Raw genomic sequence first — 15,330 nt, 5'->3', positions numbered from 1 at the left:
ATATAATAGATTTTAGAAACAAAAATAAATCGAACTTGCGAGGAAAGAGAAGATGATTATGAGAAATATATTACACGTTGGGTTAGACGTAGGATCTACTACTGTTAAGATAGTAGTGTTAGATGAGCAAGAAAAAACGATTTATAGCAAGTATCAGAGACATTTTTCAGATATTAAAAGTACAATCGCAGAGCTTTTAAATGAAGCTTATAATAATTTTCCAGAGGCCGATATTACTATAGTTGTAACGGGATCTGGTGGACTAGCATTAGCTAAATGGATGAATATACCTTTTATTCAAGAAGTAATAGCAAGTACTTATGCAATAGAGAAAATTATACCAAGAACTAATGTAGCAATAGAACTGGGTGGAGAAGATGCAAAAATAATTTATTTTGATGGAGGGATAGATCAAAGGATGAATGGATCTTGTGCTGGAGGTACTGGGGCATTTATTGATCAAATGGCATCCCTTCTCCAAACGGATGCAACTGGACTTAATGAACTTGCGAAAGACTATAAGACTATATATCCAATAGCTGCTAGGTGCGGAGTTTTTGCAAAAACAGATATTCAGCCCTTGTTAAATGAAGGTGCTGCAAAAGAAGATATAGCTGTGTCAGTTTTTCAGTCAGTAGTTAATCAAACCATTAGCGGACTTGCATGTGGTAGGCCAATTAGAGGTAATGTTGCATTTTTAGGTGGACCATTGTTTTTCTTGTCTGAACTTAGACAAAGGTTTATCGAAACTTTAAAACTTACAGAGGATCAAGTTATTTTTCCAAAGGATTCTCAGCTATTTGTAGCCGTAGGTGCTGCAATGTCTTCAAAGGATAATAGTACTATTTCATTTGAACATTTAAAAAATCAGCTTCCAAAATTGATGGAGGCGAAAAGTAATGATGTTCGTAGATTTAGGCCACTTTTTGCAGATGACAATGAGCTACAGGTTTTTAATGAAAGGCAAAGCAAGTATAAGGCTAAAAGACGTGAACTTGAAGGGTATACTGGAAATTGTTATTTGGGGATAGATGCTGGTTCTACAACAACTAAAGTTACACTTATAGATGAAGAAGGGGCAATTTTGCACTCTTTTTATGGTAGTAATGAAGGCAATCCATTAACTTCAGTTAGAAAAGCACTAAAACATATATATTCTATAATACCTAAAGGTGTTACTATTAAAAATTCGGCAGTGACAGGTTATGGCGAAAAACTAATAATGGCAGCATTAAAGGTGGACATTGGGGAGATTGAAACCATAGCTCATTATAAGGCAGCAGATTTTTTTATGCCTGGAGTAGATTTTATACTAGATATTGGTGGACAAGATATGAAATGTCTAAAAGTAAAAAATGGCGTAATCGATAGTATAATGTTAAATGAAGCTTGTTCATCTGGTTGCGGTTCTTTCATAGAAACATTTGCTCACTCTTTAAACATGGGAGTAGCAGAGTTTGCAGAGGTGGCATTAAAGGCTAAAAGTCCAGTTGACTTAGGTTCAAGGTGCACTGTGTTTATGAATTCTAGAGTTAAGCAGGCACAGAAGGAAGGGGCTTCTATAGGCGATATATCTGCAGGGCTTTCTTATTCGGTAATAAAAAATGCACTTCAAAAGGTTATTAAAATAAGAGATCCAAAAGACATGGGCAAAAAGATAATAGTTCAAGGAGGAACTTTTTATAACGGTGCTGTACTTCGAGCTTTTGAGATTATTTCAGGAAGAGAGGCTGTAAGACCAGATATTGCAGGTCTAATGGGCGCATTTGGTGCATCACTTATTGCAAAAGAAAGAGATGAAGAAGGCAGCGTTTCTACATTATTATCCTTAGAACAATTGGACAATTTAGCTATCGAGACGACCATGGGAAGATGCAAGCAGTGTGCTAATCAATGCGTTCTTACAATTAATAAATTTGATAATGATCGGGAATTTATATCTGGTAATCGCTGTGAAAAAGCACTAGGACTTAGTAACAAAAAAGAGGAAATACCTAATGTCTATGATTATAAATATAAAAGAATATTTAATTATATTCCACTAAAAAAAGAAGAAGCGAAAAGAGGAACAATAGGAATTCCAAGAGTGCTTAATTTATATGAAAATTATCCATTTTGGTTTACTTTCTTTACGAATTTAGGATTTAGAGTAGAGTTATCCCAAAGATCATCTAAAAAGGTATACGAAATGGGAATAGAAACAATTCCATCAGAGTCTGCTTGTTACCCTGCTAAAATTGCACATGGACATATAATGAGCCTTATAAATAAGGGAATAGATTTAATATTTTATCCTTGTATTCCATATGAAAAAAAAGAACGAAAAAATGCTGATGATCATTATAATTGTCCCATAGTAACTTCATATCCTGAGGTAATAAAAAACAATATGGATATATTAAAAGAAAGAAATGTTAGGTTCCTTAATCCATTTATTTCTCTAGATAATAAGAAGGCACTAGATAAGAGATTAGCAGATGAATTAGTTAGTTTTGGAATTAGCAAAAAGGAAGTTGTTATAGCAGCTGAGCTAGCATGGACTGAAACTGAAAAGGTTAAATTAGATATTAGAAATAAGGGTGAAGAAGTTGTAGAATATATTAGGAGAACGGGAAAAAGGGGTATAGTACTCGCTGGCAGACCTTATCATATAGACCCAGAAATTAATCACGGGATTCCAAGCGTTATTACTGACTTTGATATGCCTGTACTTACGGAAGATTCTGTGGCTCATTTAGGCATTATTGAAGGGCCTTTAAGAGTAGTGGATCAGTGGGTTTATCATTCTAGGTTATATGCAGCAGCAAGTTTTGTATCAAAAGAGTCAAATATTGAACTTATTCAACTAAATTCTTTTGGATGTGGACTTGATGCAGTAACTTCAGATCAGGTTGCTCAAATACTCGAAGATAACGGTAAAATATATACAACTTTAAAAATTGATGAGGGTAATAATTTGGGAGCAGCAAGAATTAGAATTAGATCTTTAAAAGCTGCACTTTATGAAAGAGATAAGAATGGTGTATTGCCAAGCAAAGTACAAGAGCCTGATAAAAAAATTATATTTACAAAAGAAATGAGAAAGAAACATACAATTTTATGCCCACAAATGTCGCCTATACATTTTCAATTTTTACAGGAAGCATTTAATTCATCAGGATATAATCTACAAATATTGCCATCAGTGGATACTAAAGCTGTAGATGAAGGTTTAAAATATGTAAACAATGATGCTTGTTATCCTACAATAATAGTTGTTGGGCAACTAATTGCTGCTCTTAAGTCAGGCAAATATGATGTAGAAAATACATCTGTTATAATCTCTCAAACATGTGGGGGATGTAGGGCAACAAATTACATTGGATTCCTTAGAAAAGGAATTAAGGACGCAGGTTTTCCACAGGTACCAGTTATATCTTTAAATGCTGCTGGACTTGAGAAAAACCCAGGTTTTAAATTTAGTTATCCAATAATTAAGAAATCATTTATGGCTTTAGTTTATGGTGATTTGCTTATGCGAGTACTATACAAAGTTAGGCCGTATGAAGTTGTAGAAGGTTCGGCTAATTTGCTTTATGAAAAATGGGTAAAAGTATGCAAGATAGCAGTAGCAGAAGGAAACAAGAAAGAGTTTAAAAACAATATAACTGGTATTGTCTCTGAATTTGATCTTTTAGAAATCAAAAATATTGTTAAACCTAAGGTAGGACTAGTTGGAGAAATTTTAGTTAAATTCGATCCCATAGCTAACAATAATATTATAGATGTTATTGAAAAAGAAGGTGGAGAGGCAGTTATGCCAGATTTAATTGACTTTTTCTTATACTGTGCTTATGATGCTGACTTTAAATATAAGTATTTAGGTAAAAGTAGAACTGATAAAATAATAAATAATGTGGCTATTCAATATATAGAAAGTTATAGAAAACATATGAAATTAGTTCTTGAAAAGAGTAAAAGATTTACTCCTCCAAAAACAATACAGGAATTAGCGGATATAGCATCTCCTATTATATCTTTAGGTAATCAATCAGGAGAAGGATGGTTTTTAACAGCTGAAATGGTTGAACTTATTGAAAGTGGCACAAAAAATATAGTTTGTGTACAACCTTTTGCTTGTCTACCTAATCATGTATCAGGTAAAGGAATGATTAAGGAATTAAAGAGAAGAAATAAAGGAGCTAATATCACGGCTATAGATTATGATCCAGGTGCAAGTGAGGTAAATCAAATTAATAGGATTAAACTTATGATGTCTATTGCTTTTAAAAATCTTAAGAGTGAAGAAGAAATAAAAACTGCTTATGATGAGGCAGCTAGTGACAAAAGAGTAGACTAAAAAGTATAAATTTCTCCTGTGTGAATTGCAACCGAACTCGAAACTAGAAATTGCATTAAGAAATTCTAATCTTTTGCTTGTATAAAATCCCCTAACGCTCACACTCGACGTCCTGTCTCGGGTTCGCTAGACTGCCGTCCTGGCAGTCTTACGGGAATTTTACACTCGCAAAAGAAGAATTACTAAATGAAATTGCAATAGTTTTGTCATTTCTAGTTGCAAGTCACTCCGGAGAAAATTGTTGTTTAGTAGTGAGAAAGATAGTATATAACGAGTGTTACAGAATCTTAGTTTATGTAATGAAAAAAAATTGTAATCAGACTAAAAGAGAGGACAAAACAATTAATAGTTGTTTTGTCCTCTCCTTTTTAGGAATATTAGTAGATTTTGAAACTATTAGCCCTCCATATGTTTTAATCCCGGAGGGATGAGTTTATTCTATTCTAAAGCATTTAAAAATGAGTAGCATTTTTTAGCTTCTACGTTTTTATGTTTTAATCTAGGCATTTCTTGACTTTGCTAATAGGATTCTACTAGTTTTTTTTCAAGCCTCTTTAATGCAGGATATAGGGTAATAAAAAGATAACATAATTTATATTTATTTAAATAATAATTAAAAAATTATTATAATTTAGTTTAAAATCAACAAAAGTAACATAAGTATTATAAGGTAGATAAAAAAGGCATCAATAATAATATTTGATCAAAATATTATGGAGGATGATAAATGGTGGTCAAGGAAAACAAAGAAAGGGGAATGTGTTTAACAGTAATTTTATTGGTATTAATAGTAGTATATAGTTTAAGTATACAAGATAATTTATATTATTTTTCAAGACAACCAGGAGGATTATTTAATTTCTATGTATTAAGAACAATGATTTTAGCTTTAATTCAACTTATAGGGTTTATACTAATATTTAGCTGGAAGAAGTTAGGCTGGTACTTATATATATCTGCTTGCTTGATTTCAATAGTAGTAGGTTTTATAACTTCCGCTAGTTTTATATTAAATGCAATTATGTATATGGTAGTTATAATAATATTATCATTAATGTTATATTATTTTATATGTCCAATATGGAATAGCATGGAATAGTGTAGTAAAAAACACGGTGTTTCAAATTCCTTATCGATGGAAATAGAGTTGTATATCTGTACTTAATAAGTGTTATAATGTAATTAAAGATATTACTTAGTAATAAAAATGAAAGGGGATAATTATATGAATCAGGAACAAATGAATCAAATGCATGCTGGAAAAGGTTTTATTGCTGCTTTAGACCAAAGTGGAGGAAGTACTCCTAAGGCGCTTTTGCAGTATGGAATTTCGGAAGACCGTTATTCAAATGACGAAGAGATGTTTAATTTAGTACACGAGATGAGAACGCGTATTATAATGAACCCTACATTCAATTCAAAGCATATTTTGGGTGCTATTTTATTTGAAAACACTATGGATCGTAAGATTGGTGATAAATTTACTGCTGATTTTCTCTGGGAAAACAAAAGTGTTGTGCCTTTTTTAAAGATCGATAAAGGGCTGGCTGAAATGGAAAATGGCGTTCAACTCATGAAGTCGATTCCTAATTTGGAAGGCCTTTTAAAACGTGCCAGTGAAAAAAACATTTTTGGGACGAAAATGCGTTCAGTCATTAAGGAAGCTAATTCAGAAGGAATTCGAAAAATAGTTGAGCAACAGTTCGATATTGGCAAGAAAATATTTGAAGCTGGGTTGGTTCCAATTATCGAACCAGAGGTTGATATCCACAGCGTGGATAAGGGAAAATCAGAAAAAATATTAAAATCTGAAATTTCTAATCAATTAGCACTCCTTGATAAAGACGTCAAAGTAATGCTTAAACTTTCAATACCAACGGAAGATAACTTCTATCACGACTTAATGGATAATCCGCATGTTGTACGAGTTGTGGCTTTATCAGGAGGGTACACTCAAAGTGAAGCAAATCAAAAACTTACGCACAATCACGGGCTGATAGCTAGTTTTTCCCGTGCCTTATCGCAAGGATTGACTGCAAAGCAAACTGATAAAGAATTCAATTTGATGTTATCCAATTCAATTGGAACAATTTATGATGCATCCATCAAATAATGTAGGTATTTATTCTGGAAGTTACTCTATTAAATTAGTCTGCTATAAGAGTATAAGTGAATAATGATAGTTCATACTTTCTTATATTGGCAATCAAGACTGTACTTAAAATAGTGCAGTCTTTTTGTTATATCATTAAATTTAAATCTTCTTGTGCCTTTTATTTTTTTGAAGGTGTTCTAGTGAATAATTATTGGAGTATCCTTAATTTCAAATATAATCTCAACACTTTAAAAAATGGTATAATTAGCATTATAAATATAAAATCAGGAGATTTACTATGAATAAAATTTTAATAATAGAAGACGATTTAAAATTAAAAAAGTATATGCAGGAATATTTAAATGCTTATGATTATAAGACTATTCTCTTAAATGATTTTGACAATGTATTAGAAGATGTTCAGCATATAGAGCCTAATCTTATAATATTAGATATTAACCTTCCAACCTTTGATGGTTTTTACTTTTTAAAAATCATTAGAAATAAATCTAATGTTCCAGTAATTATTGTTTCAGCTAGAAGTGAAGAGGGCGAACAAATTAGAGGGATGGAGCTTGGGGCAGATGATTATATAACAAAGCCTTTTGGTATGGGAATATTACTCGCAAAGGTAAATGCTATGCTGCGAAGAACAAATAATGTGGTTGCTACTGAAGATTTCAATATTGGCGGATTAACTTTGATTAGTAGTATAATTAAGCAAATATACTATTTTCTAATAGTGAAATATTGTTTTATATGTATGAAAACAAAAGTATAGGGAGTAATTAGAAAAGGAGCAAAATAAATGAGTGAAGAGAAAATAATCAATAAAACAGGACAACCTAATACTATTAATACTATTTATCAAGATTTAATGAGACTTGGTATAAATAACAGTGATATATTATTAGTTCATTCTTCAATGTCAAAATTAGGATGGGTTTGTGGTGGGGCGCAGACTGTAATAACTGCATTAATGAATGCAGTGGGAAGTGATGGAACATTGGTTATGCCAGCTCATAGCGGAGAGTGGAGTGACCCTGCACAGTGGTGTAACCCACCGGTACCGAAAGAATGGATACAAACAATATATGATAATATGCCAGCATTTGACCCCGAAATCTCACCAACACGAGGAATGGGGCGCATTGCGGAATTATTTAGAACATTTCCTAGCACAATACGTTCAAATCATCCACATGTATCATTTAGTGCAAATGGAAAAGAGGCAATGCATATTATTGAAAATCATCCATTGACTCCACAGCTTGGTATGGATTCACCTCTTGGCAAAATGTATAATTTAAAAGCAAAAGTTCTTTTACTAGGAGTAGGATATAATTCTTGCACCAGTTTTCATCTTTCAGAATCACTTATAAATGAAATGCCTAAAGAACGTGTGGGTGCCGCAATATTTGAGAATGGTGATAGGTGCTGGAAATGGTTTGAGGATTATGAGTATGATACAGAAGATTTCATGCTAATTGGAAAAGCGTTTGAGGATAATTATAATGTACAAAAAGGAATGCTTGGTAATGCAGAATGCACGTTATTTGAAATGAAAGATGGAGTTGACTTTGCTAAAACATGGTTAATTAAACATAGATTTGCTACTAGATTGATATGAGTTATTTGCGAAAGTTATTAATTTAAAGTTTTTTCTTGAATTATGTTATAACAAAAGGTATATATTGCTATAATGCTTTCACATCGTCAAGTCATTCTAAAATTTATTGTAATTACAGATGTTAAAAAATACAAACTCGCTATGCTCAAACATGTATTTTTATAGACGCATCTGTAATTAAAATAAATTAAGAATGATTACGACTTGTTCAAATGCATTTTACGCAATATATACTTTTGTTAGCACAATTCAAGAAAAACATTTCAATATCACAGTTTTTTTAAAAATCCATGTTTAGTTTTTAGATCACTTTGTTTTAATGTCACACAAGATTGTCTCCTTAGGTGACAGATATATATATAAGTATGAAATTTTTCCGGAAGTGGCCTAAAATAAGAAGTGTCGAAACATTGAAATTTTATTTAGAAATTCTTGTTTTGCCAATATTAAATTCTCGTGAGACTGACTAGAAGGAAGTCTAGCGAACCGGCTGAAAGCCGAATGTGAGTGTTAGAGAATTTTATATTTGCAAAGCACTAGAATTTTTTAATAGAATTTCCCGTTTCAAACTCTTATTTTAAGGCTAACCGGAGAAATTTCATGCTTTTTTTTTATTTTATAGTTGTTACTGCTTTCTTACTAAATGTAGTGTTAACTATTGTATCAAAGTCAGGTCTTGTAGGTATTAGTGATGATTTATAGGATTGAATTATATCCATAAGTTTTGTTAAGTTTTCTGCTCCTAATGTTGGGTTTGTTGAGAAGGCATTTATATTTCTGTAGTTTTTTATAGATGAAATAAGTACAGCCTCATCTGTACCAGGGAAGTAGGATTTTATTGAAGTAATTACATCTTTATCAGAATTACTATTAACCCATTTTTGACCTTTGTATATTGCATTAGTGAATTTTTGCAATACAGCTGGATTTTTTGTTATATAAGATTTTGTTGCAAAAAAACAGGTATAAGGTATGATCCCAGCAGAATCGCCGACTGATGCTACAATATTTCCAGAATTATTATTGTTTAATGTACTAGCGGTTGGTTCAAAAAGAGCAACATAATCACCTGTGCCGGCTTTAAAAGCACCAGCAGTAGCTGTGAATGCAAGGTTTGTAATAAGATTTACGTCAACACCAGGATTTATACCATGATTTTTTAAAACATATTCAAGAGCCATTTCAGGTACCCCACCAGGCCTTCCGCCTATTATAGTTTTGCCCTTTAAGGATTCCCATTTAAAGTTTGCCTCAGCTTTTTTAGATACTAAGAAAGAACCGTCCTTTTGAGTTAATTGTGCAAAAAGAACTGGATAGTCTTCTCGTTTTTGATTATAGATGTAAATAACTTGTTCTGGCCCTGCAAGACCAATATCGGAAGCTTTGCTTAAGACTTGTTGCATAGTTTTATCTGCACCTTGACCAGTCGAAAGCTCAATATCTAGGCCTTCTTCTTTAAAGAACCCCTGAGAAATAGCAGCATACATTGGAGCGTAGAATATGGAACGGACCACTTCATTTAATTTTACTTTTACGAGAGGAGTAGTCTTAGTTTTTGGTGTACAGCCAGAAAATAAGGTAGTTATTAATGCAAGGGAGAGAAGTATAGAAAAAATCGACATCTTTTTAATCTTCATAGATACCTCCATATTATATAGTAGTTATGATTATATAATATGAAAAATTGTATAAGTGTGACATTTTATATATTTTATATTTATGGTAAGTTATAAAATCTATAACATTGACATATAAAAATTAGCATGTATAATGGAAATTAAATAATATATAACAATTAAATCATATTATATGGTATAGTTATATAACAATTAAAACATATTATATATAAAGGCTTAGATAAAGAGGAGTAGGGGAAAATTAGTATTAAGAGAGAAAGATCCATAGGCTGTAAGATCTTTTATATGAAAAACCTTGAAGGTTGCTTTGGAGCTTCTTTGCCACATTCATGTATTATGAATAGAGGGTATAAGACGGTTTTCTTAATCGTTAAATTATAAAGAGCCTGCAATTTTGCAGGAAAAAAGGTGGTACCGCGGAGCTTTTCGTCCTTTTACAGACGAAGGCTCTTTTTTTATTGTCTAAAAATTGGCGCTAAAAAAATCAATCTAATAAATATCATTTAGGAGGAGTTAATTATGGAAGAAAACAACAATATTGATAAGAATTATAATCCAAAAGATTTTGAAGAAAGACTTTATGCATGGTGGGAAGAAAAAGGTTTTTTTACACCAAAAGTTGATAAAGAGAAAAAACCATTCACAATAATGATGCCTCCACCAAACATTACAGGGAAATTACATTTAGGTCATGCTCTTGATAATACTCTTCAAGATATCCTAATAAGAACAAAAAGAATGCAGGGGTATAACACGTTGTGGCTTCCAGGTGAAGACCATGCTAGTATTGCAACAGAGGTAAAAGTTGAAAATGAACTTTTAAAACAAGGTCTTAAGAAAAAAGAAATGGGAAGAGAAGCTTTCCTTGAAAAAGTTTGGGATTGGACTAATGAGTATAGAGCAAAAATAAGGGGCCAAATAAGAAAAATGGGATGCTCTGTTGATTTTACCCGTGAAAGTTTTACTATGGATGAAAATTTAAATCATGCGGTAAGAGAAGTTTTTGTTAAATTATATAATGATGGACTTATTTATAAGGGAAATAGAATAACTAACTGGTGTCCAAAATGCATGACAGCAATTTCAGATGCAGAAATAGAGTTTGAAGAACAAGAGGGTCATTTCTGGCATATAAAATATCCAATAGTAGGCACAGATGAATTTTTAGAAATAGCTACTACAAGGCCAGAAACTATGCTTGGAGATACCGCTGTTGCAGTAAATCCTAAAGATCCTCGTTATACACATTTAATAGGCAAAACAATAATGCTTCCACTAGTAAACAGGGAAATACCAATAGTTGCAGATGATTATGTTGATATAGAGTTTGGAACAGGTGCAGTTAAAATTACTCCAGCACATGATCCTAATGATTATCAAATAGGTAAAAGACATAATTTAGAGCAAATAGTAATTTTAAATGAAAATGCAACTATAAGCGATGGGTATGGAAAATACTCTGGTCTTGATAGATATGAGGCAAGAAAGGTAATGGTAGAAGATTTAGAAAAGGCTGGATTACTTGTTAAAATAAAAGACCATGCTCATAATGTAGGTACTCATGATAGATGTAAAACTACTGTAGAGCCAATGTTATCTGAGCAGTGGTACGTGAAAATGGAATCCCTTGCAAAACCAGCTATTGATGCAGTAAGAGAAAATAAAACAAAATTTGTTCCTGAGAGATTTGATAAAACGTATTTCAATTGGATGGAAAATATCCAAGATTGGTGTATATCAAGGCAGTTATGGTGGGGACACAGAATTCCAGTATGGTACTGCAAAGACTGTGGTGAAGTTATAGTTTCTGTTGACGCTCCAACAAACTGCAGTAAATGTAACAGTACAAATCTTAATCAAGATAAAGATGTGCTTGATACTTGGTTCAGTTCTGCGTTATGGCCTTTCTCAACACTTGGTTGGCCAAATAACACCGAGGATTTAAAACAATTCTATCCAACAAGTGTTTTGGTAACTGGGTACGATATTATATTCTTCTGGGTTGCAAGAATGATATTTTCAGGAATTTATAATTTAGGGGAAGTACCATTTGATACAGTAGTTATACATGGTATGGTAAGAGATGAGCAAGGAAGAAAAATGTCTAAGTCGTTAGGAAATGGTATTGATCCATTAGATGTAATAGATCAATATGGCGCAGATGCATTAAGATTCTCACTTGCAACAGGAAATTCACCAGGAAGTGATATAAGATTTTATGAATCAAGGGTTGAAGCAGCTAGAAACTTTGCTAATAAAATTTGGAATGCATCTAGATTTGTTATGATGAATAATAATTATGAATTAATGACGAAATATAAGGATAGTAAAAATTACACAGTTGCAGACAAGTGGATATTATCAAGAATGAATACTGTGACAAAAGAAGTTACAGAGAATATTGAGAAATATGAAATAGGAATATCACTTCAAAAAACTCATGACTTTATGTGGACAGAATTCTGTGATTGGTATATTGAACTTGTTAAACCAGTATTATATGCAGATGATTGTGAAGCCAAAGGCATAGTATTAAATGTATTGAACAAAGTATTAAAAACAGGGCTTAAATTACTTCACCCAGTTATGCCATTTATAACAGAAGAAATTTATACTCATTTAGAGAATGAATATGAATCTATAACAATCGCTAAGTGGCCTGAATTTGATGAGTCGCTTAAAGACGAAAAATCAGAAGAAAAAATGAACTATATAATAGAAGCAATAAAAGATGTAAGAAATGCTAGGGTAGGAATGAATGTAGCACCTTCAAGAAAAGCCAAAGTATTTATATATGCTATTGAGGCAAAAGAAGCATTTGAAGAAGGAATGATATACTTTCAAAAACTTGCATCAGCTAGTGAAGTTGAATTTTTAGAATCTAAATCACAATCACCAGAGAATGTAGTTACAGTAGTAACTAAAGGTGCTGAAATATATATGCCATTACTCGAGCTTGTAGATTTAGAAAAAGAATTGGAAAGATTAAACAAAGAAAAAGATAAACTAAAAAAAGAAATAGATAGGGTAGAGAAAAAGCTTTGTAATGAAAGATTCACAGCTAAAGCACCAGCTGAGGTAGTAGAAGAAGAAAAAGCTAAAGGTGAAAAATATAAAGAAATGTATAATTCAGTAATTTTAAGTATAGAAAATTTGAAGTAAAAATCTCCTTTCGAAGTTTTACACAGCTCAGAATGAGATGATTTAACAGAACAAATTATTAACTATAGAATAGACATTTAAGTGATGTCTATTCTATAGTTTTTTATTTTGTTGTAGTAAGAAAAACTTGGATGAAAAAATTCAATATTTTCAAAAAAAGAATATTGAAAAAAAAGAATAAAAAAGGCTCATGACATTGAAGATTATGAAAGATATTAGCAATAATAAAAAAATATGAAGTTTTTACTTAATTTATATTAACAATGTGGATTAAGGAGGATTAAATTTAGTATTGTCTGAAAAAAATGTATAAATATACACGTAAATATTATTAAACAATGCTTTTATGCATAATTCACAACGTATATGAATAAAACACTAACAATATACAAATAAATTATAAATAATGTGAAGAAATATGATATTAATTATAAAATATTATATTGACATTTATTTATTTATTTGCTAGTATTCTAATAATATTAAATATTACAAAAATTAAATAATTAATCTATTTCCAATTCAAATTGTAGAAAGAATGGATATATGAAGCTCGACAACCTAAATTTACATTTGAATAAATATTTTAAAGTAAGTATATTTACTTAGAGGATGCGAAGCTGAATTTTGTACTATTTTTCTTTGATTTTATTGAGAGTGAATTTCATTTATTTAGAAGTAATTATTTATTAATTAAGGGGGACTATTAATGAAAAGCAAGAAAATCGTTTCAGTACTAATTGTAGCCTTAGTGTTAAGTGTGGCACTAGTAGGTTGTGGAGCTAAAAGTGGAGATAGTGCAGGTACTACAAAATCAACAGAGGCTAAGCTTGATGCTGATCAAACTGCAAACATTTTAGGATATGATTACACATCACTTGATCCTTCAGTAGTTAGTGATCATGAATCATTTACTACACTTACAAATGTTGATGAAGGACTAATGAGGGAAGTATCTAAGGATGGTAAAACTATAAGTATCCTTGCAGGTGCTGATAAGATGACAGTTAGTGCTGACCATAAAGTTTACACTTTTCATATAAGAGCTAGTAAGTGGTCTGATGGAAAGGCAATTAGAGCTCAAGATTATGTATACGGATGGCAAAGACTCGCTAATCCAAAAGTAAGCCAAGATTATCTTGGAATGCTAAATGAAATGGGAGTTAAGGGTGCAACTGATACAGGAGTAGCTAAACCAAGCGATTTAGGAGTTAAAGCAATTGATGATAATACATTCCAGGTTACACTTAATGCACCAAGTGCTTATTTTGAAAGTACATTAAACTTTAAAGGTCTAGTTCCACAAAGAGAAGATATAGTGAAAAAATTAGGAGATCAATATGGTCAAGATTTCAAGGGCATGGTTTATAATGGACCATTCGTAGTATCAGACCATGTAAAAAGTGCTAAAGTTGTATACACAAAGAACGATAAATATTGGGATGCAGCAAACGTTAAATTAACAACTGTTAACGCTCAGATAATTGATGAGCCAGCTACTTACAATAAAATGTTTGATGCTGGAGAACTTGATATGATTAAAGGAGATACTGATTACACTGCTGCATTACAAAAGAAAGCAACAGCAGGTGAGATTTCATACTTCAAGGGTTATGATCCATCAGTATATTACTATATTTTTAATAATAAGACTAAAGCATTATCAAATGCTAGTGTAAGAAAAGCTTTATCACTCGCTTATGACAGACAAGTTCAAATAACTACAGTATTTAAACAACATTATGTTGCTGAAGGTTTAATCCCTACAAAGATAATGCTTGGAAAAGATGAATATAGAACAGTAGTACCAGAACCATTAAAAACTGTTAAAGATGATCCAAAAAAACTTTTAGCTGCGGGTTTAAAAGAAGCAGGCTTAAGTTCAGATCCATCAAAAATCACTTTAAAATTATTAATGCCAAAAGCAACTTCACTTTCAACAGCTCAAGCTCAGTTTATTCAAAATCAATACAAAAAAAATCTTGGAATAAATGTTTCAATTACTTATTCAGTAGATTCCCCTTCATATTTTGCGGCTAGAACAAAAGGTCAATTCGATATTTGTGCTGGTGGTTGGGGTGCTGATTATAATGATGTTATTTCTTTCTTTAATGTGTTTACATCTACTAATGGTAATAATAATGGTAAATACAACAATCCAGCATATGATGCTTTGATTGCAAAAGGAAAAACGGAATTAGATACTACTAAGAGATTAGCTATATTTAAAGAAGCAGAAGAGATTCTTGTAGCTAAAGATGCTGGAGTTTCTCCATATTATTACAAAGCAACTAATTCATTTACTCAGAATTATTTAAAGGGAACATATGTACCATTATTTGGTGCTTGGTTTGATCTTAAAACTGCATATATTTCAGGTAAATAGTAATTAGATTTTAATTAAACACTGCAACAGAGCCGATTTGGCTTTGTTGCAGTAATTTTATGATAGGAGGAAAGAATTTGT

Annotated in this window: 8 protein-coding genes and 1 other annotated feature; of the genes, 7 read left to right on the top strand and 1 reads right to left on the bottom strand. The window is 31.7% G+C overall.

Annotated features, from left to right (window positions below; all coding sequences use genetic code 11):
- Positions 1-58 precede the first annotated feature (58 nt).
- The 5 genes from KPL44_RS12845 to KPL44_RS12825 all read left to right on the top strand — a co-directional run bounded on the left by KPL44_RS12845 (position 59) and on the right by KPL44_RS12825 (position 8,064).
- Complete coding sequence (locus KPL44_RS12845) at positions 59-4,339, top strand: 2-hydroxyacyl-CoA dehydratase (RefSeq protein ID WP_216250841.1); 4,281 nt, start codon at positions 59-61, stop codon at positions 4,337-4,339.
- Positions 4,340-5,066: 727 nt separating this feature from the next.
- Entirely contained in the window at positions 5,067-5,438 is a 372-nt protein-coding gene (locus KPL44_RS12840; RefSeq protein ID WP_216250839.1) for a hypothetical protein, read from the top strand.
- Between the two features lie 126 nt (positions 5,439-5,564).
- On the top strand, positions 5,565-6,452 hold the full coding sequence (locus KPL44_RS12835) for a fructose bisphosphate aldolase (RefSeq protein WP_216250837.1): 888 nt from the start codon (positions 5,565-5,567) through the stop codon (positions 6,450-6,452).
- Positions 6,453-6,732: 280 nt separating this feature from the next.
- Positions 6,733-7,215: a response regulator gene (locus tag KPL44_RS12830; protein ID WP_216250835.1), complete on the top strand. Its 483-nt coding sequence runs from the start codon at positions 6,733-6,735 to the stop codon at positions 7,213-7,215.
- Between the two features lie 27 nt (positions 7,216-7,242).
- Positions 7,243-8,064 carry an aminoglycoside N(3)-acetyltransferase gene (locus tag KPL44_RS12825; protein WP_216250834.1) on the top strand — a complete coding sequence of 274 codons (822 nt, stop codon included), beginning with the start codon at positions 7,243-7,245 and terminating at the stop codon, positions 8,062-8,064.
- 611 nt (positions 8,065-8,675) lie between these two features.
- On the opposite strand, the gene KPL44_RS12820 is transcribed toward KPL44_RS12825, so the two are convergent.
- Complete coding sequence (locus tag KPL44_RS12820; RefSeq protein ID WP_216250831.1) at positions 8,676-9,701, bottom strand: ABC transporter substrate-binding protein; 1,026 nt, start codon at positions 9,699-9,701, stop codon at positions 8,676-8,678.
- A 208-nt stretch (positions 9,702-9,909) separates the two neighbouring features.
- Positions 9,910-10,138, top strand: a binding site (T-box leader).
- Between the two features lie 82 nt (positions 10,139-10,220).
- Here KPL44_RS12820 and KPL44_RS12815 point away from each other — a divergent pair.
- Positions 10,221-12,863, top strand: coding sequence for a valine--tRNA ligase (locus tag KPL44_RS12815; protein ID WP_216250829.1), 2,643 nt, complete (start codon positions 10,221-10,223; stop codon positions 12,861-12,863).
- 709 nt (positions 12,864-13,572) lie between these two features.
- Entirely contained in the window at positions 13,573-15,249 is a 1,677-nt protein-coding gene (locus KPL44_RS12810; protein ID WP_216250827.1) for a peptide ABC transporter substrate-binding protein, read from the top strand.
- Positions 15,250-15,330: the final 81 nt, after the last annotated feature.

This window comes from Clostridium sp. DSM 17811 (genome assembly GCF_018861905.1).
Lineage (GTDB): Bacteria > Bacillota > Clostridia > Clostridiales > Clostridiaceae > Clostridium_AD > Clostridium_AD frigoriphilum.
Note: the sequence above shows the minus strand (reverse complement) of the source record. Positions and strands in the feature narration are given on the sequence as shown.